This window comes from Streptomyces sp. HUAS MS02 (genome assembly GCF_055702265.1).
In genome coordinates this window covers 9,753,537-9,773,111 of sequence record NZ_CM146747.1, presented here as the reverse complement: position 1 = coordinate 9,773,111, position 19,575 = coordinate 9,753,537, and the positions used below count along the sequence as shown (strand labels likewise).

General features: G+C 72.9%; 19 protein-coding genes and 1 pseudogene. 2 read left to right on the top strand and 18 right to left on the bottom strand.

The features are described 5' to 3' along the window. Positions 1-15: 15 nt before the first annotated feature. The 7 genes and pseudogenes from ACZ9QC_RS42290 to ACZ9QC_RS42260 all read right to left on the bottom strand — a co-directional run bounded on the left by ACZ9QC_RS42290 (position 16) and on the right by ACZ9QC_RS42260 (position 6,113). Positions 16-795, bottom strand: a complete 780-nt coding sequence (locus ACZ9QC_RS42290) for a hypothetical protein (RefSeq protein WP_472917982.1) — start codon at positions 793-795, stop codon at positions 16-18. 234 nt (positions 796-1,029) lie between these two features. Beyond that, a pseudogene (locus ACZ9QC_RS42285) lies at positions 1,030-1,208 on the bottom strand (alkaline phosphatase family protein); the annotation flags it as partial. Further along, positions 1,205-2,377 carry a metabolite traffic protein EboE gene (gene eboE / locus ACZ9QC_RS42280; RefSeq protein WP_472917981.1) on the bottom strand — a complete coding sequence of 391 codons (1,173 nt, stop codon included), beginning with the start codon at positions 2,375-2,377 and terminating at the stop codon, positions 1,205-1,207. The pseudogene ACZ9QC_RS42285 and the gene eboE, both read right to left, overlap by 4 nt. A 3-nt stretch (positions 2,378-2,380) precedes the next feature. Further along, positions 2,381-3,253 carry a TatD family hydrolase gene (locus ACZ9QC_RS42275; protein ID WP_472917980.1) on the bottom strand — a complete coding sequence of 291 codons (873 nt, stop codon included), beginning with the start codon at positions 3,251-3,253 and terminating at the stop codon, positions 2,381-2,383. 84 nt (positions 3,254-3,337) lie between these two features. Continuing rightward, complete coding sequence (locus ACZ9QC_RS42270; RefSeq protein ID WP_472917979.1) at positions 3,338-3,931, bottom strand: EboA domain-containing protein; 594 nt, start codon at positions 3,929-3,931, stop codon at positions 3,338-3,340. A 4-nt stretch (positions 3,932-3,935) separates the two neighbouring features. Continuing rightward, on the bottom strand, positions 3,936-4,781 hold the full coding sequence (locus ACZ9QC_RS42265; protein WP_472917978.1) for a sugar phosphate isomerase/epimerase family protein: 846 nt from the start codon (positions 4,779-4,781) through the stop codon (positions 3,936-3,938). A gap of 198 nt (positions 4,782-4,979) precedes the next feature. Then, positions 4,980-6,113 carry an inositol-3-phosphate synthase gene (locus ACZ9QC_RS42260; RefSeq protein WP_472917977.1) on the bottom strand — a complete coding sequence of 378 codons (1,134 nt, stop codon included), beginning with the start codon at positions 6,111-6,113 and terminating at the stop codon, positions 4,980-4,982. Between the two features lie 458 nt (positions 6,114-6,571). Here ACZ9QC_RS42260 and ACZ9QC_RS42255 point away from each other — a divergent pair, with 458 nt between their 5' ends. Continuing rightward, complete coding sequence (locus ACZ9QC_RS42255) at positions 6,572-7,657, top strand: methyltransferase (RefSeq protein WP_472917976.1); 1,086 nt, start codon at positions 6,572-6,574, stop codon at positions 7,655-7,657. Positions 7,658-7,854: 197 nt separating this feature from the next. Here ACZ9QC_RS42255 and ACZ9QC_RS42250 read toward each other — a convergent pair whose 3' ends face one another. The 10 genes from ACZ9QC_RS42250 to ACZ9QC_RS42205 form a co-directional block, all read right to left on the bottom strand. Continuing rightward, on the bottom strand, positions 7,855-9,390 hold the full coding sequence (locus ACZ9QC_RS42250) for an FAD-dependent monooxygenase (protein WP_472917975.1): 1,536 nt from the start codon (positions 9,388-9,390) through the stop codon (positions 7,855-7,857). A 95-nt stretch (positions 9,391-9,485) separates the two neighbouring features. Then, entirely contained in the window at positions 9,486-10,973 is a 1,488-nt protein-coding gene (locus ACZ9QC_RS42245) for an FAD-dependent oxidoreductase (RefSeq protein ID WP_472917974.1), read from the bottom strand. 3 nt (positions 10,974-10,976) lie between these two features. After that, entirely contained in the window at positions 10,977-11,921 is a 945-nt protein-coding gene (locus ACZ9QC_RS42240; RefSeq protein ID WP_472917973.1) for an aromatase/cyclase, read from the bottom strand. A gap of 29 nt (positions 11,922-11,950) precedes the next feature. Then, entirely contained in the window at positions 11,951-12,739 is a 789-nt protein-coding gene (gene fabG, locus ACZ9QC_RS42235) for a 3-oxoacyl-ACP reductase FabG (protein ID WP_472917972.1), read from the bottom strand. A 17-nt stretch (positions 12,740-12,756) separates the two neighbouring features. After that, a complete protein-coding gene (locus ACZ9QC_RS42230) occupies positions 12,757-13,026 on the bottom strand; it encodes an acyl carrier protein (protein WP_184903541.1) in 270 nt (89 codons plus the stop codon). A gap of 47 nt (positions 13,027-13,073) precedes the next feature. Next, on the bottom strand, positions 13,074-14,288 hold the full coding sequence (locus ACZ9QC_RS42225) for a ketosynthase chain-length factor (protein ID WP_472917971.1): 1,215 nt from the start codon (positions 14,286-14,288) through the stop codon (positions 13,074-13,076). Beyond that, complete coding sequence (locus ACZ9QC_RS42220; protein WP_472917970.1) at positions 14,285-15,556, bottom strand: beta-ketoacyl-[acyl-carrier-protein] synthase family protein; 1,272 nt, start codon at positions 15,554-15,556, stop codon at positions 14,285-14,287. Before ACZ9QC_RS42220 ends, ACZ9QC_RS42225 begins: the two co-directional genes overlap by 4 nt. Further along, positions 15,553-15,882 carry a TcmI family type II polyketide cyclase gene (locus ACZ9QC_RS42215; RefSeq protein WP_184903535.1) on the bottom strand — a complete coding sequence of 110 codons (330 nt, stop codon included), beginning with the start codon at positions 15,880-15,882 and terminating at the stop codon, positions 15,553-15,555. Before ACZ9QC_RS42215 ends, ACZ9QC_RS42220 begins: the two co-directional genes overlap by 4 nt. A gap of 276 nt (positions 15,883-16,158) precedes the next feature. Continuing rightward, positions 16,159-16,854 carry an antibiotic biosynthesis monooxygenase family protein gene (locus tag ACZ9QC_RS42210; protein ID WP_472917969.1) on the bottom strand — a complete coding sequence of 232 codons (696 nt, stop codon included), beginning with the start codon at positions 16,852-16,854 and terminating at the stop codon, positions 16,159-16,161. A gap of 51 nt (positions 16,855-16,905) precedes the next feature. After that, on the bottom strand, positions 16,906-18,321 hold the full coding sequence (locus ACZ9QC_RS42205; protein WP_472921967.1) for an FAD-dependent monooxygenase: 1,416 nt from the start codon (positions 18,319-18,321) through the stop codon (positions 16,906-16,908). Between the two features lie 220 nt (positions 18,322-18,541). Between ACZ9QC_RS42205 and ACZ9QC_RS42200 the strand changes: the two genes are divergently transcribed. Beyond that, positions 18,542-19,048 (top strand): nuclear transport factor 2 family protein, encoded by a 507-nt coding sequence (locus ACZ9QC_RS42200; protein ID WP_472917968.1) that lies wholly within the window; start codon positions 18,542-18,544, stop codon positions 19,046-19,048. Between the two features lie 107 nt (positions 19,049-19,155). Here ACZ9QC_RS42200 and ACZ9QC_RS42195 read toward each other — a convergent pair whose 3' ends face one another. Then, entirely contained in the window at positions 19,156-19,575 is a 420-nt protein-coding gene (locus ACZ9QC_RS42195; protein WP_472917967.1) for a pyridoxamine 5'-phosphate oxidase family protein, read from the bottom strand.

The following is a 19,575-nucleotide window of genomic DNA, read 5'->3' as shown; positions in this document are numbered from 1 at the left end:
GGGCCGTAGTCGAGTTCAGGTGTTCCAGGCTGTGGTGACGTTCTCGATGAGAGTGGCGATGACCGCCTCGTCGGGGCCCGGATCCGGCTTGAACGTGGCGAGCTTCTCGGGTGGGATCGGCCCGGTGATGTCCAGGACCTGCATAGTCGCGATGACGCCTCCGACCCGTACGGCGGTCACCAGGGTCCAGGCGAAGCCTCCGTTGTCCAGCCGGGACAGGGTCCGGTAGCGCAGTGCGTTCTCCCCGAGGGCCGGGACGTCTAGCGCCTCGGTTGTGACGGACGCCTTTCCGATCGTGTTGCTGAAGCTGAACCGGCTGCATGCCTCGACGGCCTCGCGCAACTGCTTCATGCGGGCCCGTGCAGCCCCTTCCGGATAGCTCATCAGGTTGGTGCTCCTGGGAGCCATGGAGGTCCCAGCCCGGTACATGATCGACGAGGCTGCGGCAGCCTCCTCACCATCACCCCCGGTGGCCTCCCTCACGTGCCGGCAGACCTCCGGGGAGACGGTCTCCTTGACGTCGAGGGAGGAGTCCTGTTCAGCCCCGTCCCGAGAACTGCTCCCCGTGATCTCGAAACCGACGGCCTGGTCCGCAGTGAGCAGCGCGGCCTTCAGCTTGGCAGCGGTCAGCGGTTCGGAGTGCTCCGCCGCCTTACCGGCTGCCGTGCTCGTCGCCGGCCCCGGCTTTCTCCCGGCTTCGACGGGCTCGGCACTTTCCCCGCACCCTGCGGTCAGTCCTGTCGCCGACAGGAGCGCCACCGCCGACACCAGTCTTCGTCCGCTCTTTCGCACCATCAGGTCCCCACCCCCGAACTCGCACTGTTCACATACGTACTGGCGAACGATAACTGTGCATGCCCAGCGTCCTGACGTACCGGTGAGTGAAGGTGATCGGCTTTCCAGCCGGTCAAGGAGCGGGGCAAGGTCGCACGGAAACTGCCAGCGCGCCCCCGCTACCCCGCGGGCCATCTGCCCCGCTCAAGAGGCCGACTATCACGCTCAGGGGCCAGATAGCACGCTCAGTCACACGTGCTCGGCGGGGGTGTGGCCGGTGAGGAAGGTTGCAGGTGACGGCGGGCGGCACGGTGTCCACAACTGCCCCGGACCCTTGTGCGGCCAGGCCGGCCAGGTGCGGCATGTGGGCCAGCGGGGGCGGGGGTCAGGCCGACGACGTCCAGGACGAGCAGCGGGGTCGGCTTCTCGGTCACGGCAGCTCCTTCAGCCCGAGGTCGGTCAGCAGATCGCGGGCGAGGCCGAGTTCGGCGGCGATGCCGTCGGCGAGGTCGGCGCGGGTGGCGGGACGCAGCCGGGGCGGCAGGGCCTGCCAGGTGTAGGTCTCCACCTCCAGGTGGCGGGTCAGCGGTGCGGGGCCGGTGAGCAGGGCGGCGAGGGTGCGGCGCAGCACCGGCAGGGTGGAGGTCAGGGGCGGGGCGGGGGCGGCGTGCAGGGGGACGTGGAAGTGGGCCCGCCAGGGGGTGGTGTCCGGCAGGGGGCCGTCGTCGGCGAGGGCCTCGGTCAGGTCGTCGGTGCCGTGCAGGCCGGCCGACGTCAGGGTGCGGGTCTGATGCAGGAAGCGGGGCTCGGCGAAGGCCGCCAGGGCGCGGCGGACCTCGGGCCGGTCAGGGCGCTCGGCGTGCAGGGCGGCCGACAGCTGGGTCTTGACCACGGGCACCCCCGCGGCGGTGAGTCGGCCGAGGGCCGGGCCGGGTTCCTCGAAGGAGGTGGCCAGGTGGCAGGTGTCGACGCAGACGCCGACCCGGTCGTGGGCGAGGGCGGTCAGCGGGCCGACGGCGTCGTCGAGGGTCTCCACCACGCAGCCGGGTTCGGGTTCGAGGGCGAGGCGGACGGAGCGGCCGGTGGTGTCGGCGATGTCGTCCAGCCGCCGGGCCATCTCCCCGAGGCAGGCGTGGGCGCGTGCGCCGCGGGGGGTGCCGCAGCGGGTGCGCCAGGCCAGCGGCAGGGTGGAGATGCTGCCCTCGGTGACGTCGTCGGGCAGCAGGGCGGCGAGGATCCGGGCGAGCGCGGTGGTGTGCTCCAGGCGCTCGGGATCGGCCCAGTCCGGCTGGTAGACGCGGTACTTGACCTCGCCGGCGCCGAATCCCTCGTAGGGGAAGCCGTTGAGGGTGACGACCTCCAGGCCGTGGCGGTCGAGTTCGCCGCGCAGCCGGGACAGGGCGCGCGGGTCGGAGTCCAGGGTGCGGGCGGCGCGTTCGGCCAGCCACAGGCCGACGCCGAGGCGGCGTGTGCCCAGGCGGTGGCGGACCGGTGCGCAGTGGTCGCCGAGTTGGGCGAGGACGCCGTCGAGGTCCTCGGCGGGGTGCACGTTGGTGCAGTAGGCGAGGTGGACGACGCTGCCGTCGTGGTGGAGGAAGCGCACCGTTCACCGTCCGGCGGGGATCGGGCGGGCGGGTGTGCCGCGCAGGACGGAGTTGCCCTGGTGGGTGGGGCCGGTGGCGGTGAGGGAGAGATCGAGGCGGCCGGAGAGGGAGTAGAAGGCGACCGGGTTGCGCCACAGCACGAGGTCCACGTCGTCCTCGTCGAAGCCCGCGGCGAGCATGGCCCGGCCCACCTTCGCCGTCTTCAGCGGATCGCTCCTGCCCCAGTCGGCGGCGGAGTTGACCAGGACCCGCTCGGGTCCGTACTCCTTGAGCACCGCCACCATCCGGTCCTCGTCCATCTTGGTGTCCGGGTACACCGAGAACCCCAGCCAGCAGCCGCTGTCGCGGGCGGCGGCGACGGTGGTCTCGTTGAGGTGGTCCAGCAGCACCCGGCCGGTGTCCAGGGCGGATGCGGCCACGGCGTCCAGGGTGCGCTGGAGTCCGGCGAGCTTGTCGCGGTGCGGGGTGTGCACGAGGGCGGGCAGGTGGTGGTCGGCGGCCAGTTGCAGTTGGTGTTCGAGCGCGTGGTCCTCGGCCGGGGTCATCGCGTCGTAGCCGATCTCGCCGACGGCCACGACCCGGTCCTTGACCAGATAGCGGGGCAGTTCCGCGAGGACCGGTGCGCAGCGCGGGTCGTTGGCCTCCTTGGGGTTGAGGGCGATCGTGCAGTGGTGGGCGATGCCGTACTGGGCGGCTCTGAACGGCTCCCAGCCCAGCAGTGCGTCGAAGTAGTCGACGAAGGAGGCGACCGAGGTGCGTGGCTGGCCCAGCCAGAAGGCGGGTTCGACCACCGCGCGGACGCCGGCGGCGCGCATCGCCTCGTAGTCGTCGGTGGTGCGTGAGGTCATGTGGATGTGCGGGTCGAAGATGCGCAACGCCGTTCTCCTCGGTCGGTGCCCGGTCGGGTGCTCGGGGTCGGTACTCGGTCGGTGCCCGGTCGGCTGGGCGGGGTGGGGCGGTTAGGGGGCTGGGGCGGCTGGGCGGCTCGGTGGGGGGTCCTGGGGGTGTCCGGTGAGGGCGAGCACGTGGTCGAGGTCCTCGGGGACCAGCCGGCCGGCGGCGGTGCGTTCGGCGGCGTGGGCACGCAGCATGCGGGCCAGCTCCCCGTCCCCGTGGGCCCGTTCGGCGAGCCCGGCCACACCGCGCACGGGCACGCCGGTGAACAGGCACTTCAGGACGGCGTGCCGCCAGGTGTGGGCGTCCAGGTGCCGGGCGGCGTACGGGCCGAGGGCGGCGGCCAGCAGACCGGTGTCGTTGGTGCGCAGGGCGTCCTGCACCAGCGGCACCCCGGCCGCCGCCGGGAGGTGAAGGCGGGTCAGGGCCAGCAGGACGGCACGGCGCTCGGCGGGGGTGCCCTGCCGGTACAGCAGGCTCACCTCGGCCGGCTCGGGGCGGGCCGCGGCCAGCAGCCGCACACGGGCCTCGAGCGCGCCGGCGCCGCAGCGGCGGCCCGCCTCGGCGAAGCGCAGCGTCCAGCCGGGCGCGCGGGCGGCGGCCTGGGCCAGGGCCTGCTCCAGCCAGACGTGCGGTGCGGTGTCGATGGGGGCGTTCATCTCGTCATCTCGTCCCTCCGTTGCGCAGGAAGTCCAGGGAGTGCGCGGCGAGGGCGGGTCCGGCGTGGGAGTGGCGGGGCAGTTCCACCACGGTCAGCCCCTGGTAGCCGCTGTCCTGAAGGGCCCGCAGCACGGGCGGGAAGTCGATCTCCCCCTGGCCGAACGGCAGGTGCTCGTGCACCCCGCGCCGCATGTCCTCGATCTGTACGTGCTTCAGCCAGGGCGCGGCCTGCCGCACGCACTCCTGCGGCGGGAGGGGCTCCAGGCACTGGCAGTGGCCGATGTCGAGCGTCAGGCCGAGTGCGCCGGGGTCGCCGAGTGCGGTGCGCAGCCGGTGGAAGCCGGCGAGGTCGGCCAGCAGATGGCCGGGTTCCGGTTCGACGGCCAGCGGCACTCCGGCCTCCTCGGCGGCCTCCAGCACCGGGGTGAGCGCGTCGGCCAGCCGTGTGAAGCCCGTGTCGGGGTCCACGCCTTCGGGCGGGGTGCCGCTGAAGAGGTGGACGGCGTGCGCGCCGAGGTCGGCGGCGACGCGGACCGCGCGGATCAGCAGCCGGACGCGGGCCCAGCGGGCGTCGTCGTCCTCGTCCAGCAGGCTGGGGCCGTGCTTGCGGCGTGGATCGAGGACGTAGCGCGCGCCGGTCTCCACGCTCACGCCGAGCCCGAGCGCGTCCAGTCGCTGCCGTACGCGGCGGGTCCGGGCGGTGAGGTGGGGGGCGAGCGGGTCGAGGTGCATGTGGTCGAGCGTCAGTCCGACGCCGTCGTAGCCGAGGTCGGCCAGGAGCGCGAGGGCGTCGTCCAGGCGCAGGTCGGTCAGCCCGTTGGTGCCGTATCCCAGGCGCAGCCCGCTCATGTCACGCTCACCCGGCGGGCCGGCCGTGCGGCGGCGAGGGGTTGAGCGCGGCGTGCGGGAGCGCCACGCGCGCCACTCGCGCCGGGGTCGCCACTCCCTCCGGTCCCGCCGGTCCTGCCGGTCCTGCCGGTCCTGCCGGTCCTGCCGGTTCTGCCGGTTCTGCCGGTTCTGCCGGTTCTGCCGGTTCTGCCGGTGTGCTCATCGCGGGTCCTTCAGGTGTTCGGCGAAGGCGAGCAGGCGGGCGTACTGCTCGGCCAGGGAGGCCGGGGACCCGGGGTCGGCGTCCTTGAAGTAGAAGGCGAGTTCGGGGCGTGGGCCGGACAGGCCGCGTTCGTGGGCGCGGGCCAGCAGCCGGGCCAGGTCCAGGACCAGCGGGGCGGCCAGGGCGGAGTCGCAGCCCTGCCAGATCGTCTGCAGGACCATGCGGGTCCCGAGGAAGCCGTCGAAGGCGACGTGGTCCCAGGCGGTCTTCCAGTCACCGAGCGCCGGTACGTCGTCGATGTGTACCTGGCCCTCGGGCGTCGTGCCGAGGGTGTCGGTGAGGACCCGTTCCTTGCCGGCGTTCTTCGCGGCCGCCGCGGCCGGGTCGGCGAGCGAGGCCCCGTCGCCGCCGCCCAGCAGGTTGGTGCCGGACCAGGCCCGCACGGCGAGCGCCCGCTGGGCGAACATCGGCCCGAGGACCGAGCGGAGCAGCGTCTGCCCGGTCTTGCCGTCCTGGCCGGCGTACGGCAGGCCGGTCACCGGCGCGGTCACGGCGAGCTGGGGGTGGCGCAGCCCGGTCGAGGGCGTGAAGTTGACGTAGGAACAGCCCACGCGCAGGGCGGCGGCCGCGTACAGGGAGCTGGCGGGCCAGCCGCCGGGCTCGGGGGCCGGTTCGGTGGTGGCGACGTTGACCACAACGGTGCGGGCCGCGCCGGTGGTGTGCGCGAACTCCCGCAGGTGTCCGGCGAGGACGCCGGTCAGTTCCTCGTGGCCGCGGCCGTCGCCGGGCAGGGGCACGCCGGGGCGGATCCGCGCCTCGGCGGCGGCCAGTTCCTCCCGGACCGAGGCCGGCATCCAGTGCGGCAGCACCCCTTGGGCGGCGAGGTCCTCCGCCCGTTTGGCCAGCGGGGTGGCGGCCGTGTCGTGGCCGCCGAAGACCAGTGAGGGCAGCGGGGGCAGGCCGCTGTCGGCGAAGGCGTCGGTCTCGGTGACCAGGCCGGTGGGCGGTATCAGGCCGGCCGCCAGCGCGGCGCAGCCGGCGATCGCCGTCGTGGCGAGCGATCCGCGCGCCCCGATCAGCCACACGCCGGTCGGCGCGGGGGCGGCGGGGGTCTTCGGGTGAGGGGACACAGGCAGCCTCCATGAGGGTCGGTCGGGGCGGGGCGGCAAGCGGATGCCCGGTCAGAATGCCGAGCGGCCCGGCGGGCGGGCGTCGTTCTCCGGCGCGCGTCGAGCGGGCCGCGAGCCGCTCTGCGCCGGATGTGATGCGCGCCCCGGGGCGCTCCCCCGCGGATCCCGGCGTCGCGGCGGGCGTGGGGCCACGGCCGGTGGGCCGGGGCGCTCTGCGTGGGAGCGGGGGGCGCACTGTGGTCGGGGCGGGAGCGGAGGATCCCGTTCATGGCCGCCGGGAAGGGCGGTGCCGCCCGTGCGGGCGGGGTCCTGGGGCCGTTGTCAAACCGGTGCGCCACAACTCCAGCGGTGTCCGAGTCGCTCTCCAGGGCTGCGCCAAGGCCCGTCCCTACCGTGGTGGCCGGGTCCCTTCCGGCGGTTGGGACACCTTTTTTCCCGCCCCTGTCTGGAGGAATCTGATGCCCGAACTGCCGCCCCCGCACGTCGTCCGGGAAGCGGAGAAGGCCCGTGCGGATCTGCAGCGGCAGAGCCGTCAGCTGGCGCCTCCGCCGTTCGCCCTGCTGGAACTGGCCATGGGGTCCATGGTCACGCAGGCGCTGTATGTCGTGGCACGGCTGCGGGTCGCCGACGAACTCGCGGACGGCCCGCTCGGTGTCGAGCACCTCGCCGAGCGGACCGGCGCCGACGCCGGCGCCCTGGGCCGGGTGCTGCGGCTGCTCGCCTCGCACGGTGTCTTCGCCGCGCGCCCGGACGGGACCTGGGAACTGACGCCGATGGCCGACGCGTTGCGTGCCGACCACCCCATGACGATGCGTGACATCGCCGTCCTGATGGGCCACCCCACGCACTGGGAGGACTGGAGCGGTCTGCTGGACTCGGTCGTCACCGGCGAGCCGAGCCCGCCCAAGCACCGCGGGATGGGTGCCTTCGAGTACCTGGAGCAGAACCCGGAGTACGGCGAGGTGTTCATCCGGGGCATGGGCAACATGTCCGACACCGAGACCGGACCGGTCGTCGCCGCCTACGACTTCTCGCGCTTCACCGCGGTCGTCGACTTCTGCGGCGGACGCGGCGGGCTGCTCTCGGGCATCCTGCGGCAGGCACCCGGGGCGCGGGGCATCCTGTCCGACCCGCGGGTGGAGGGCAACGGCGCGGCCGAGTTCCTCGCCGGGCAGGGGGTCGCCGACCGCTGCACCACCCACGCCGGTGGGCTGTTCGACCCGGTGGTGGAGGGCGGGGACGCCTATGTGCTCAAGCACATCGTCCACGACTGGCCCGAGGAGCAGGCCCTGCAGATCCTGCGCAACGTCCGCTCCGCGATCCGGCCGGACGGCCGTCTGCTGCTGGTGGAGATGGTGATCCCCGAGGAGGGCGAGGAGCCGCACTCGGGCAAGCTCGTCGACCTGTGGCTGCTGCTCCTGGTCGGTGGCAGGGAACGTACCGCCTCCCAGTACGCCGACCTGCTCCTGCGCGCCGGCTTCCGCCTGGAGCGTGTGGTGGAGACGGCCTCGGCGGTCTCGATCGTCGAGGCGATCCCGGTCTGACCGGCCCCCGGTACGCCGCAACGGCCCCCGCCGCGCCTCAGTGAGGCGCGGCGGGGGCCGTTGCCGTCAGCCGGGGGTGTCCCCCGCGCGGCGGGCCCGTCAGCCGGGGGTGTCCCCCGCGCGGCGGGCCGTGGGCGCGCCGGAGCGGGGCACCCCGTCACCAGGTGCCCCGCTCCTCGCTCCCCGCTCCCCGCCGGTCAGCGGGCCGGGCCGAACCAGTGCCGCAGCGCCGACTCCAGGCCGGCCGTCGTGGCACCGTCGGACGCCCAGGCCACGTACCCGTCGGGGCGGATCAGGACGGCCGTGGCGGCGGCCAGCGCATCGGGCCCGTCGGCGGGCTTCAGCGTCGCGGTGACGACGTCGACCCGGTCCTCCCGGCCGGTCACCGCACGGCGGGTCTCCGCGTCGTCGGCCAGGTCCAGCAGGACGCCGCGTCCGGTGTGCAGCAGCTGGGCGACACGGGCCTCGCCGGCGGCGCCGATCAGCAGGCGCGGAGGCATCCGGCGGCCCGTCAGGGGGTGGGCCGGCGCCTCGGGTTCGCCGGGCACGGACAGGTCGTAGCGGATGTCGAGGTGGCTGACCAGGCCGGCCAGGTGACGCTTGACGTCGTCGTGGGCGATGAGTTCGGTGAACAGTTCGCGCAGCGGCTCGGACTCGGCGCCGCCGAGGTAGACGGTGCCCTGGGCGCGGGTGTTCATCAGCAGGCGGCGGCCGACCGCGTGGCGTTCGTCGTGGTAGGTGTCCAGCAGGGCCTCGCCGGCGTCGCCGCGGATCACGGCGGCCAGCTTCCAGCCGAGGTTCGCCGCGTCCTGCACGCCGGTGCTCAGGCCCTGGCCGCCGGCGGGCAGGTGGATGTGGGCGGCGTCGCCGGCCAGCAGGACGCGGCCGCGCCGGTAGGCGGAGGCCTGGCGGGTGGCGTCGGTGAAGGAGCTCACCCAGGAGGCGCTGCCGGCGCTGATGTCCTCGCCGGTGATGTGCCGCCAGGCCTCGGCGACCTCCGCGTAGGTGACGGTGCGTTCGCGGTCGTGGGCGGGCTGGCCGTCGGGGCAGACGATGATGCGCCAGACGTTCTCGGTGAGCGGGGCGGACATCACCATGCCGTGCGGGTAGCGCTCCCCCAGGTGACGGGCGCGCAGCGTGACTCCGGTGATGTCGGCGAGGTACATGCCGCGGCGCGCGGCGCTGCCGGGGAAGTCGAAACCGGCGGCCCGGCGCACCCGGCTGGCGCCGCCGTCGCAGCCCACCAGGTAGGCGGCGCGCAGGGTGCGGTCCTCGCCCGCGGGTGTGCGGACGGTGATCTCGACGGTGTCGCCGTCGAGGTGGCCGTCGGACAGGGACACGAACTGCCAGCCGCGCCGGATGTCGGCGCCGGTCTCGGCCGCCCAGCACTCCAGCACCGCCTCGGTGTCGCCCTGGGGGATGCCCCGGGCTCCGAAGTGGGCGTCGGGCAGCACGGTGAAGTCGAAGACGGTGCCGCCGAAGTGGCCCATGGGGCTGGTCTGAAGGCTCTCGCCCTGTCCGAAGCGGGGCAGCAGGCCGCGCTGGTCGAACGTCTCCATGGCGCGGGCGGTGAAGCCCAGGCCGCGGGACTGCCCGGTGGGGGCGGCGAGCTTCTCGATCACGACCACACGAGCCCCGCCCAGGCGCAGTTCACCGGCGAGCATCAGTCCGGTCGGGCCCGCCCCGACGACGATGACGTCGGTGTCGGTCGTGGTGCCTTCCACGGGTTCCATAGGGGTTGTTTCCTTCCTGGCGACGGGATCATGTCGGGCCCGGCAAGGGGGTGGCGGTCACCGGCGGGGCGGGGAGGGGGAAGGGGGCGTGGGGCTCAGTACTCCAGCCGGCGCACCGGCTTGGGCGGGCCGAACCAGCGGGTCAGGGCCTGCTCCAGTCCGGCGTCGCCGGCGTCCCGGCCGGCCCAGACGATGTGACCGTCGGGGCGCAGCAGCAGCCGGTCGGCGCCGTGCAGGAGTTCACGGTCCTCCGCGCGGACCGACACCGCGCTGACCCGGTCGGTCCAGCCGGCCGGCGGTTCGCCGGCGGCCCCGGCGCGCAGGTCCACCAGGACGCCGCCGCCGGTGCGCAGCAGGCGCGGGGGGTGGACGCGGCCGTGCGCGGTGTGCAGGGCGGTGTGCGGCATCCGGGCGCCGAGCAGCGGGTGGGGGTCGCCCTCGATGTCGTAGCGCACGTCCAGGCCGCTGATCATCCCGGCGAGGTGGGTGCGGACGTCCTGCTGTGCGATGAGTTCGCTCAGCAGGGTGCGCAGCGGCTCCACCTGGGGTCCGCCGAGCAGCAGGTGGGCCTGGGCCCTGATGTTGGCCAGGACCCGCCTGCCCACCGCGTGCCGTTCGGTGTGGTAGGTGTCCAGCAGGTCGTCGCCGATCTTGCCGCGCAGGTGCAGCGCCAGTTTCCAGCCGAGGTTGAAGGCGTCCTGCAGGCCGAGGTTGAGGGCCTGGCCGCCGATCGGCATCTTCTGGTGAGCGGCGTCGCCGGCGAACAGGATCCGGCCGTGCCGGTAGTGGGTCAGCTGCCGGGAGGCGTCGGTGAAGGCGTTGACCCACAGCGGGGTGCCGCCGCTGATGTCCTCGCCGGTGACCCGCTTCCAGACGGTGATGATCTCCTCGAACTGGGCGTCGGCGGAGCGCCGCCCAGCGTCGGAGCCGAACTCGTGCACCATCACCCGGGTCACGCCGTCGGGGCGGCGCGCGGCGATGGCGAGCCCGTGTTCCAGGCGTTCGAAGCGCCGGTTGGGAACGTCGATGCCGGCGATGTCGGCGCGCAGCAGTTCCCGGCGGGCGTCCTGGCCGGGGAAGTCGGCGCCGATCAGGCGGCGCACGGTGCTGTTCTCGCCGTCGCAGGCCACCAGGTAGCGGCAGCGCAGGCGCAGGACGCCCTGGTCGCCGAGGGCTTCGAGTTCGACCCAGTCCCCCACCTCGCCGACGGCGACCAGTTCGTGCTTGCACTTCAGCTCCGCGCCCGCGGCCAGCGCCCACTCCTCCAGGACCGCCTCGGTCTTCGTCTGCTGCACCTTCCACTGGCCCGGGTGGGTGCTGGGCAGGGTGAGGTCGAGGGGGATGCCGCCGAAGTGCCCGCGCACCTCGCTGGGCGGCTCGCCGAGGTCGGGTATCAGGCCCCGGCTCTGAAAGATCTCCATGGTGCGGGCGTGCAGGGTGGAGGCCCGCGACGTGGTGTCCGGGGCGCGCCGTTTCTCCACCAGCACCACGTTGACGTCGCGGGCCAGTTCACCGGCGAGCATCAGCCCGACGGGACCGGCCCCGACGATGACCACGTCGGCCGTCAGGCGCTCCGCTGTCACGCCTCAGGCCCGCTTCTGCTCGGCGTGGGCCTTGGCGTACGACAGCGTGGCGCAGCTGTTGGTGGACAGCGCCGTGTGGACGTACTCGCGGGCGTCGGCGACGGTGGCGTCGGGGCCGAGGATGCGTGCGATGTTGTCGGTGTTGAGGGTGACGGTGTGCTGCGAGGAGGCGGCGGTGCCCTCCTCGGTCTCCGTGAACGTCCACTCGCCGGTGTGCAGGGTCATCAGCGCGGGCAGCGTGACCTGCTTGTAGGCGATCCTGTGGTGCGGGAAGAGCACCCGGTAGGACCTGGTGGTGTGCACCGAGCCGTCCTTGGCCCGGGTGTCCATCTCCAGTTCCTGCAGGCCGGGCGTCTCCTCGGTGAGGCGTACGACGGCCACGTGCGGCAGTCGCTCGGCCCACCGGTCGGCCTCGTTGACGAAGTCGTAGACGTCCTTGGCGCTTCCGGCGACGTGCACCGTGTCGGTGAAGGAGAAGGTCAGTTCCTCGGTGTCGGCGGCGTGCGCCCGCTCGACGTTCTCCTTGAGCGCGGCGAGTTCCGAGGTGCTGTTCTTGTCGACCGCCCGCTCGATCCACAGCAGGTCGTGCGGGTCGTCGCCGAGGGCGCTGTAGTCGTGCAGCAGGCGCACCCGGGAGCGCGCCTCGCCGAGCGGTTCGATGATCCAGGTGCCGCCCATGTGCTTGACGGGCGGTGCCGGGATCTCCTGGCGGAAGGTGATGGTCAGGTTGGCGGGGTCCAGGGTCCGGCGCGAGGTCCAGTCCTTGGGCTTGCCGTTGGCGGTGGCCCAGATCCGGATGCGCTCCTGGTCGGCCTGTGTCTGGAGCCGGTCGACGTGGATGGTGGGCGGGAAGATCCGCGGCCAGTTGGTCACGTCCGCGAGCAGTCGGTAGACGGCGGCGGCGGGGGCGTCGATGCCGATCTCGTGCTCGACCTCACGTGTGGTCATGAGGTTCTCCTCGAAGAAGGTCGGGTCGGTCAGAAGTTGCCCAGGCCGCCGCAGACGTTGAGGGCCTGGGAGGTGATGGAGGCGGCGGTGTCGGAGGCCAGGTAGCCGACCAGGCCGGCGACCTCCTCGGGCGTGGAGTAGCGGCCGAGGGGGATCTTGGCCTGGAACTTCTCGAGGATGGCGTCCTCGGAGGTGTCGTAGGCGGCGGCGTAGCCCTGGCGGACCCGCTGGGCCATGGGGGTCTCCACATAGCCCGGGCAGACGGCGTTGACGGTGATGCCGGTGGGGGCGAGCTCGTTGCCGAGGGCCTTGGTGAAGCCGACGACGCCGTGCTTGGAGGCGGAGTAGGGCGCGCCGAGGACGACGCCCTGCTTGCCGGCGGTGGAGGCGATGTTGATGATGCGGCCGCGGTTCTTGTGGCGCATGCCGCCGGTGGTCAGTGCCGCGCGGGTCATCCGGAAGACGCTGGTGAGGTTGGTCTCCAGCACGTCCTGCCACAGGTCGTCGGTGAGGTCGGCGGTCACTCCGCCGCCGGAGCGGCCGGCGTTGTTGACGAGCACGTCGACGGTGTCGAAGCGGTCGACGGCGGCCCTCACGAAGGCGTCGACGGAGGCGCTGTCACGGACGTCCACGACCGTGCCGTCCACCTGAAGGCCCTCGGCCTGGAGGTCCTTGACGGTGGCGGCGACGTTGTCGGCGTCGCGGGCGCCGATGAAGACGCGGTGGCCGGTGGAGGCGAGCAGGCGTGCCGAGGCCAGGCCGATGCCGCTGGTGGCGCCGGTGACGACGGCGACCTTCGCGGTGCTGTTGTCGCTCATGGGGGCGGGTGCTCCTTTCAGGCGGCCTGGGCGGGCGCGAGCTGGGCGTTGACGACGTCGATGAAGGCGCGCGGGGTGTTGGCCTCGCCGACGGCCTCCTCGTCCAGGCAGATGCCGTACTCGCGTTCGATGAGGCTGCCGGTCTCCAGCAGGGCCAGGGACTCGTAGCCGATCACCTCGAACTCGGTGTCGAGGATGTCGGCGTCCAGGTCGACGCCCTCGGCGACCCCGGCGGCCTCCCGCAGGGTGCGCTTGAGGTCGGCGAGGGTGAAGAGCTTGGCGGTCATGGGTGGGTCCTTTCGTCGCAGGGGGTCGTTGGTTGGCGTCCGGTGGGTCAGGCGGGGCGGCGGACGACCATGGCGGAGTTGAAGCCGCCGTTGCCGCGGGCCAGGACCAGGGCGGTGCGCACCTCGGCCGGGCGGGGCCGGCCCAGGACGAGGTCGAGCCCGTAGTCCGCGCACGGGTCGATGTGCACCGTGGGCGGGAGGACCGCGTCCTGCATCGACAGCAGGGCGGCTGCGAGGTCCAGCGGCGCGCCGCCCGAGTACAGGCGGCCGGTCATCGTCTTGGGCACGGTCACGGGCACGCCCCGCTCCCCGAACACGTCGTTGATCGCGCGGGCCTCGATCAGGTCGCCGGCCGCGTCGCCGGCGCCGTCGGCGAAGACCACGTCGACGTCACGCGCGTCGGCGCCGGCGTCGGCGAGGGCGATCTCGACGGCCTTGCGCAGGGCGGGCGGGCGTGTGCTGCCGGGCCGGGGGTCGATCGTGGCGCCGTAGCCGGTGATCTCCCCGTAGATCCTCGCGCCCCGCGCGCGGGCGCTCTGGGCGTCCTCGGTGATGAGGATGGCGCCGCCCTCACCGGGCACGTAACCGCGGGCGTCGCGGTCGAAGGGCAGGTAGGCGCGGGCGGGTTCGTCGCTGGTGGACAGTCTGCCCGTGGTCAGCTGCGCCACCCAGCCCCAGGGGCAGATGGAGGCGTCGACCGCTCCGGTGACGATCAGGGAGGTGCCCTTGCGGATCTGCCGGCGTGCCTGCGCGACGGCGTCCAGGCCGCCCGCGCCCTCGCTGACGACGACCCCGGCGGGGCCCTTCATGCCGTTGCGTATGGAGATCTGGCCGCTGTTGACGGCGTAGAACCAGGCGAAGGACTGGTAGGCGGAGACGTACTGGCTGCCGCGGCTCCACAGGTTCTGCAGTTCGCCCTGGCCGAACTCGAAGCCGCCGGCGGCGGAGGCCGTGATGACGCCCATGTCGAACTCGGCGAACGCGGCGGGGTCGGCTCCGGCGTCCTTCAGCGCCCAGTCGGTCGCGACCAGCGCCAGCCGGGTGACCCGGTCGGTCTGCGGCAGCAGCCGGCTGGGCAGATGGTTCTCGGCCACGAAGCCGGGGATCTCGCCCGCCAGTCGGCTGGGGTAGTCCGAGGGGTCGAAGCGGGTCACCCGGCCCAGTCCGTGCTTGCCGGACAGGGTGGCCGACCAGTAGTCCTGCACGCCCAGGCCGTTGGGCGCGGCGACGCCCAGGCCGGTCACCACCACGGAGGCGGTCATAGAAGGCTCCTCTCCGGGCTGGCGAGCACCATGGCGCTCTGGAAGCCGCCGAAGCCGCTGCCGACCGTCAGGACGGCGTCGATGAGCTGGTCGCGGGCGACGACGGGCACGTAGTCGAGGTCGCACTCGGGGTCGGCGTGGTGGAGGTTCGCGGTCGGCGGGACCACGTCGTACTCCATGGCCAGCGCGGAGGCGGCGATCTCGATGGAGCCGATCGCGCCGAGCGAGTGGCCCACCATCGACTTGATGGAGCTGACCGGGGTGCGGTAGGCGTGCTCGCCCAGGCTGCGCTTGAACGCGGCGGTCTCGTGCCGGTCGTTCTGCTTGGTGCCCGAGCCGTGGGCGTTGACGTAGTCGATCGCCTCCGGGTTGAGCCGTGCCTCGGCGAGGGCGAGGTCGATGGCCTCGGCCATCTCCTTGCCGTCCGGGCGCAGGCCCGTCATGTGGTAGGCGTTCGAGCGGGTGGCGTAGCCGGCGATCTCGGCGTAGATGTGCGCCCCGCGTTCCTTGGCGCTTGCCAGCTCCTCCAGGACGAAGAACGCGGCGCCCTCGCCGAGGACGAAGCCGTTGCGGGTCTTGTCGAAGGGCCGGGAGGCGCACTCGGGTTCGTCGTGCCGGGGTGTGGTCGCCTTGATCGCGTCGAAGCAGGCCATGGTGATCGGTGAGATCGGCGCGTCGGAGGAGCCGGCGATCACGACGTCCGCCGAACCCTCGCGGACCAGCTCGACGGCGTAGCCGACGGAGTCGATGCCGGAGGTGCAGCCGGTGGAGACCACCGTGGAGGGGCCCTCGGCGCCGACGGCCCAGGCGACCTCGCAGGCGAAGGAGCTGGGCACCATGTAGTCGTAGAGCTGCGGCACCGCGTAGGTGTGGTCCAGCACGTCGAGGCGGCCGCCGTCGCTGACGACGCGGTACTCCTGGTCCAGGCCCATGGTGGCGCCGACGGCGCTGCCGACGGTGACGCCGACGCGGTGGGGCTCCAGCGCCGCCAGGTCGATGCCGCTGTCGGCGACCGCGCCGCGCGAGGCGACGACGGCGAACTGCGCGGCCCGGTCCAGGCGGCGGACCTCCTGGGGGCTCAGGCCGTGCTCGTAGGGGGCGAAGTCGGCCTCGGCGGCCACCCGGGAGCGGAACGGGGAGGGGTCGAAGAAGGTGATGCCGCGGGTGGCGGTACGGCCGCTGCTGAGCAGCTGCCAGAACTTCTCCCTGCCCACACCGCCGGGGGCGATCACCTCGATGCCGGTGATGACAACGCGACGCCGGCTCACGCGGACGCCTCCCAGTGGTAGAAGCGCGTGGCCATCGCGTCGGCCGGGGAGCGCCAGGTCGCGGGGTCGTATGCCTCGATGAAGGGCTTGAGGTCGGCGCTGATCCGCACGAAGCGGGGGTCCTGCTTGGCGGCCTCGATCAGCTCGCCGCCGTTGTCCTCGTCGAAGTCCTGGAGGTGGAAGTACAGGCCCCGGTAGGAGAACAGCTGGCGGCGCCGCGTTCCCATGCGGTGGGGCATCTCGGTCCGGTCGAACTCGGCGAACAGCCGGGCCACGTCGGTGCTCGAGGTGGCTGTCATCCGGGCGACAATGAGCGTGCTGTGCATAGGTTTGGCTCCTCGGCGTGTGCGTGGAGGGGTTCGCTTCGTTCGTTTCGCCGGCTTCGGCGCTGGCTCTCCGACGCCTCGACAGTGCGGCCCGGCGGTAGCGCCCGGCCCGCGCAGCGCCTGAGTCCGGCCGGAGCCGGTGACGGCGGGCACGGACCCGGGTGCGGACCCGGGTGCGGGCATGCGTACGCCTCCGGACGGACCGGCACACCGTGGGCGGCCGGGCAGTCCGGAGGCGTGCGGGCGGGGCGGCGCGTCACGAAGGACGCGCCGGGTTCACTCGCCGGCGGAACGGGTGTGGACCACCTGGTAGGTGTTCACGTCCGCGGAGGTGGCGACCGCGCGCACCCGGCCCACGGCCTTGGCACGGCCCTCGGGCCACTGCTCGGCGGGCTGGTCGCGGTAGGCCTCGAAGGCCTCCTTGCTCTCCCACTGCGAGTAGGAGACGACGAACAGACCGTCCAGGCCGCGGGCGCGCAGGCCCTTGAGGACGACGTGCGAGACGAAGCCGGGAACGTCCAGGAACCACCTCTGGCCCTCGCCGAGCGCGTCGAGGAGCTCGTCCTGGTCGCCTGCCTCGACGCCGAAGACGCCGATGACGGTGTAGTCGTCGCGGTGCGGGCCGATGTCGGCGACGCCGCCCTGGCCGGGCTGGGTCAGCACGAAGCTGACCTCGTTCTGCAGCAGGCGGATGGAGGTGGTGATCTCGCCGAAGACCGGCAGCGTGCGGTGCTTGAACTCCTCGCCCGAGTACCGCTTCTCCAGGTCCTCGCCGCTGCGCCACTGGATGAAGTTGGCGGTGCCCGGGCTCTGGACGCCGGCGTGCACGGTGGAGGACATCCAGCCCTCGTACGTCGCCGCGTCGACGATCTTCGTCATCTCCTCGATCAGCTTGTCCTGCTTCTCGGGAGCGTCGGTGGTGAACAGGTTGAGGACGGTCAGGTGCTTGTCCTCGACGGAAATCTTGGGCATGGGTCCTTCGCTTCCTTTGGATACGGACGAGTTGCCGGTGCGCGGCTGTTGTCAGCCGGCGGAACCGAACCAGCGGGTGAGGGCGTCGGTGAGGCCGTCCGGGCCGGTGCCGGCCGGGCCGACCCAGGCGACGTAGCCGTCGGGGCGGACGAGGATGCCGTCCACGGGCACGTCGCAGTCGAACTCGACGGCGACGGTGTCGAGGCGGTCCTGCCAGCCGGCGGCCGCGCGGGCGAGGCCGTGGTCCCCGCCGAGTTCGAGCAGCACGGGCCGGCCGGCGTGCAGCAGGGTGGTGCTGGAGACCTTCTCGCCGGCGACGACCAGGTCGCGCTCGGGCAGCCGGCGGCCCAGCAGCGGGTGGTCGGCGCCGCCGACGTCGTGGCGGATGTCCAGGCCGGTGACCATGCCGACCAGGTGGCGCTGGACGCCAGGGTGGGCCCTCACCAGTTCGGCGAAGACCTCGCGCATCGGCTCCATGTCGTCGCCGCCGAGGTAGAGGCTGCGCTGGGCGAGGGTGTTGGTCAGGATGCGGGCGCCGACCGGGTGGCGTTCGCTGTGGTACGTGTCCAGCAGCCCCTCGGGAGCCCGGCCCTTGATCTCCAGGGCCAGCTTCCAGCCGAGGTTGACGGCGTCCTGGATGCCCGCGCTCATGCCCTGCGCGCCGATCGGCAGGTGGACGTGGGCGGCGTCGCCGGCCAGGAAGGCGCGGCCCTTGCGGTACTGGGCGGCCTGCCGGCTGACGTCGGTGGTGGAGCTGACCCACAGCGGGGTGGCGCCGCTGATGTCCTCGCCCGACAGCCGCCGAAACGCCTCGGCGACCTCCTCGAAGGTGATCGGGCCGTCGGCGGTGCGCAACGGCTGCGCGGCGTCGTAGTAGATGACGCGGCAGCGGTCCGGGCCGAGCGGCATCACCATGACCATGCCGCCGGGCACGCGTTCGCCGCTGAAGCGGGGGCGCAGGCTCACGCCGGTGATGTCGGCGAACCGCAGCTCCAGCGTGGGCTCGGTGCCGGGGAAGTCGATGCCGGCGGCCCGGCGCACCAGGGAGCGGGCGCCGTCGCAGCCCACCACGTAGCGGGCACGCAGGCGGCCGGCGCCGTCCGCGCCCTGGACGGTGACGCTCACGCCGTCGTCGTCGAGGTCCACGCCGGTGACCTCGACGCCGCGGCGCACCACGGCGCCCAGCTGCACCGCCCAGCCGCCCAGGACGCCCTCGGTGCGGGCCTGCGGGACGCCGCGGGCACCGTAGGAGCCGCCCTCGATCACCTGGTAGTCCAGCGGCACGCCGCCGAAATGACCGGCCGGAATGACGCCGACCTCACCGAAGCGGGCCATGAGTCCACGCTGCGCGAACTCCTCGATGGTCCGCGCCGAAAATCCCAGAGCACGTGATTCACGAATCGGCTCGTCCAGCTTGTCCAGCACGGTAACCGAGACTCCATTGAGCCTCAGTTCACCCGCGAGCATGAGTCCGGTGGGACCCGCCCCCACAACAATGACATCCGCGTCGAAGAAATTCATTTGTCCTCTTCTCACTGGTGTACGGCCAGTATCGCGAGGGCTTTCGACGGCGGTAAATAGCCATAGGTACAGGTCTTCTGCAAGGAATGCCAGAAGAACGTCGGGAACGTCAGATCTTTGTCAAATGCACTTGCCGGGCGGGGGTATATCGGCGGCATTCTCAGGCATGAACTCCACTCGGACCATCGATGAATCCGCTCGGACCGGAGATCACCCCACCGACGTCGGCGAATCCCGCGCCGACGTCGCCGACCTTCTCGCCCGCTATTTCGTCTCCCTCGACGACGAGGAACTCGACGACGCCTGGGCGGCCGGGCTGTTCACCGAGGACGCCGTCGTGGCGTTCCCGATCAGCCGGCACCAGGGCGCCCGGGGCATGGCCGCCTACCACCGTGCGGCACTCGAGGCGTTCGCGGCCACCCAGCACCTGGGCTCCCCGCCCGTGGTGACGGTGGAGGGCGAGCGGGCCGTGCTGCGCGCCAACCTGATCTCCACCCATGTCCACCATGCCCACCATGCCCGCCCGCAGGGGGAGTTGGAGCCGCTGTTCGCCACGGGGACGTTCGTCGACGGCGAGGCCCGCCGGACGCCCGGGGGGTGGCGGCTGAGCCTGTTGTCGTTCCGGCTGCTGTGGGCCGACGGCACCCCGCCGCCGCCGACGACGGCGGGGTGAGCCCTTCGTCCGGGTTCGGCCGTGTTCGGACGGGTTCAGGGGGCGGCACCGGAGGTGTTCCGGTGCCGCCCCCGCCCGCGTCCGCCGTGTGGTCCCCCGGGTGGTGTTCAGGTGTTCAGGTGCAGGACGCGGTCGACCGCGATCTCGATGACCACCCGGCCGGGCGGGTTGGGAGGGGCGGACCAGTACCGCTTGGCGTAGAGGCCCGCGCCCAGCGTCACCCGCGCGGGATCGTCGACGACCGTGCCGGTGCCCTCCAGGGTCACCCAGGTGAACCCGTGGACCTGGCACAGTGCCACCCGGCTCCCCGGCGCGGCCAGCAGATTCCTCGCCTTGCGCGAGGAGGCGACCGTCATGACCCGGGCCAGCCCGGCGGCCGGGTCCCAGGTGAAGCGCACCGGCGCGACGTGGAGCGAACCGTCGGGGCGGATCGTCGTGAACGCCGCGACCTCGGCCGGGTCGTTCAGGAACGCCTCGACCGCGGCGGGCACCCGCACGGCGGCCGGGCGCTGCTTCGACAGCGACAT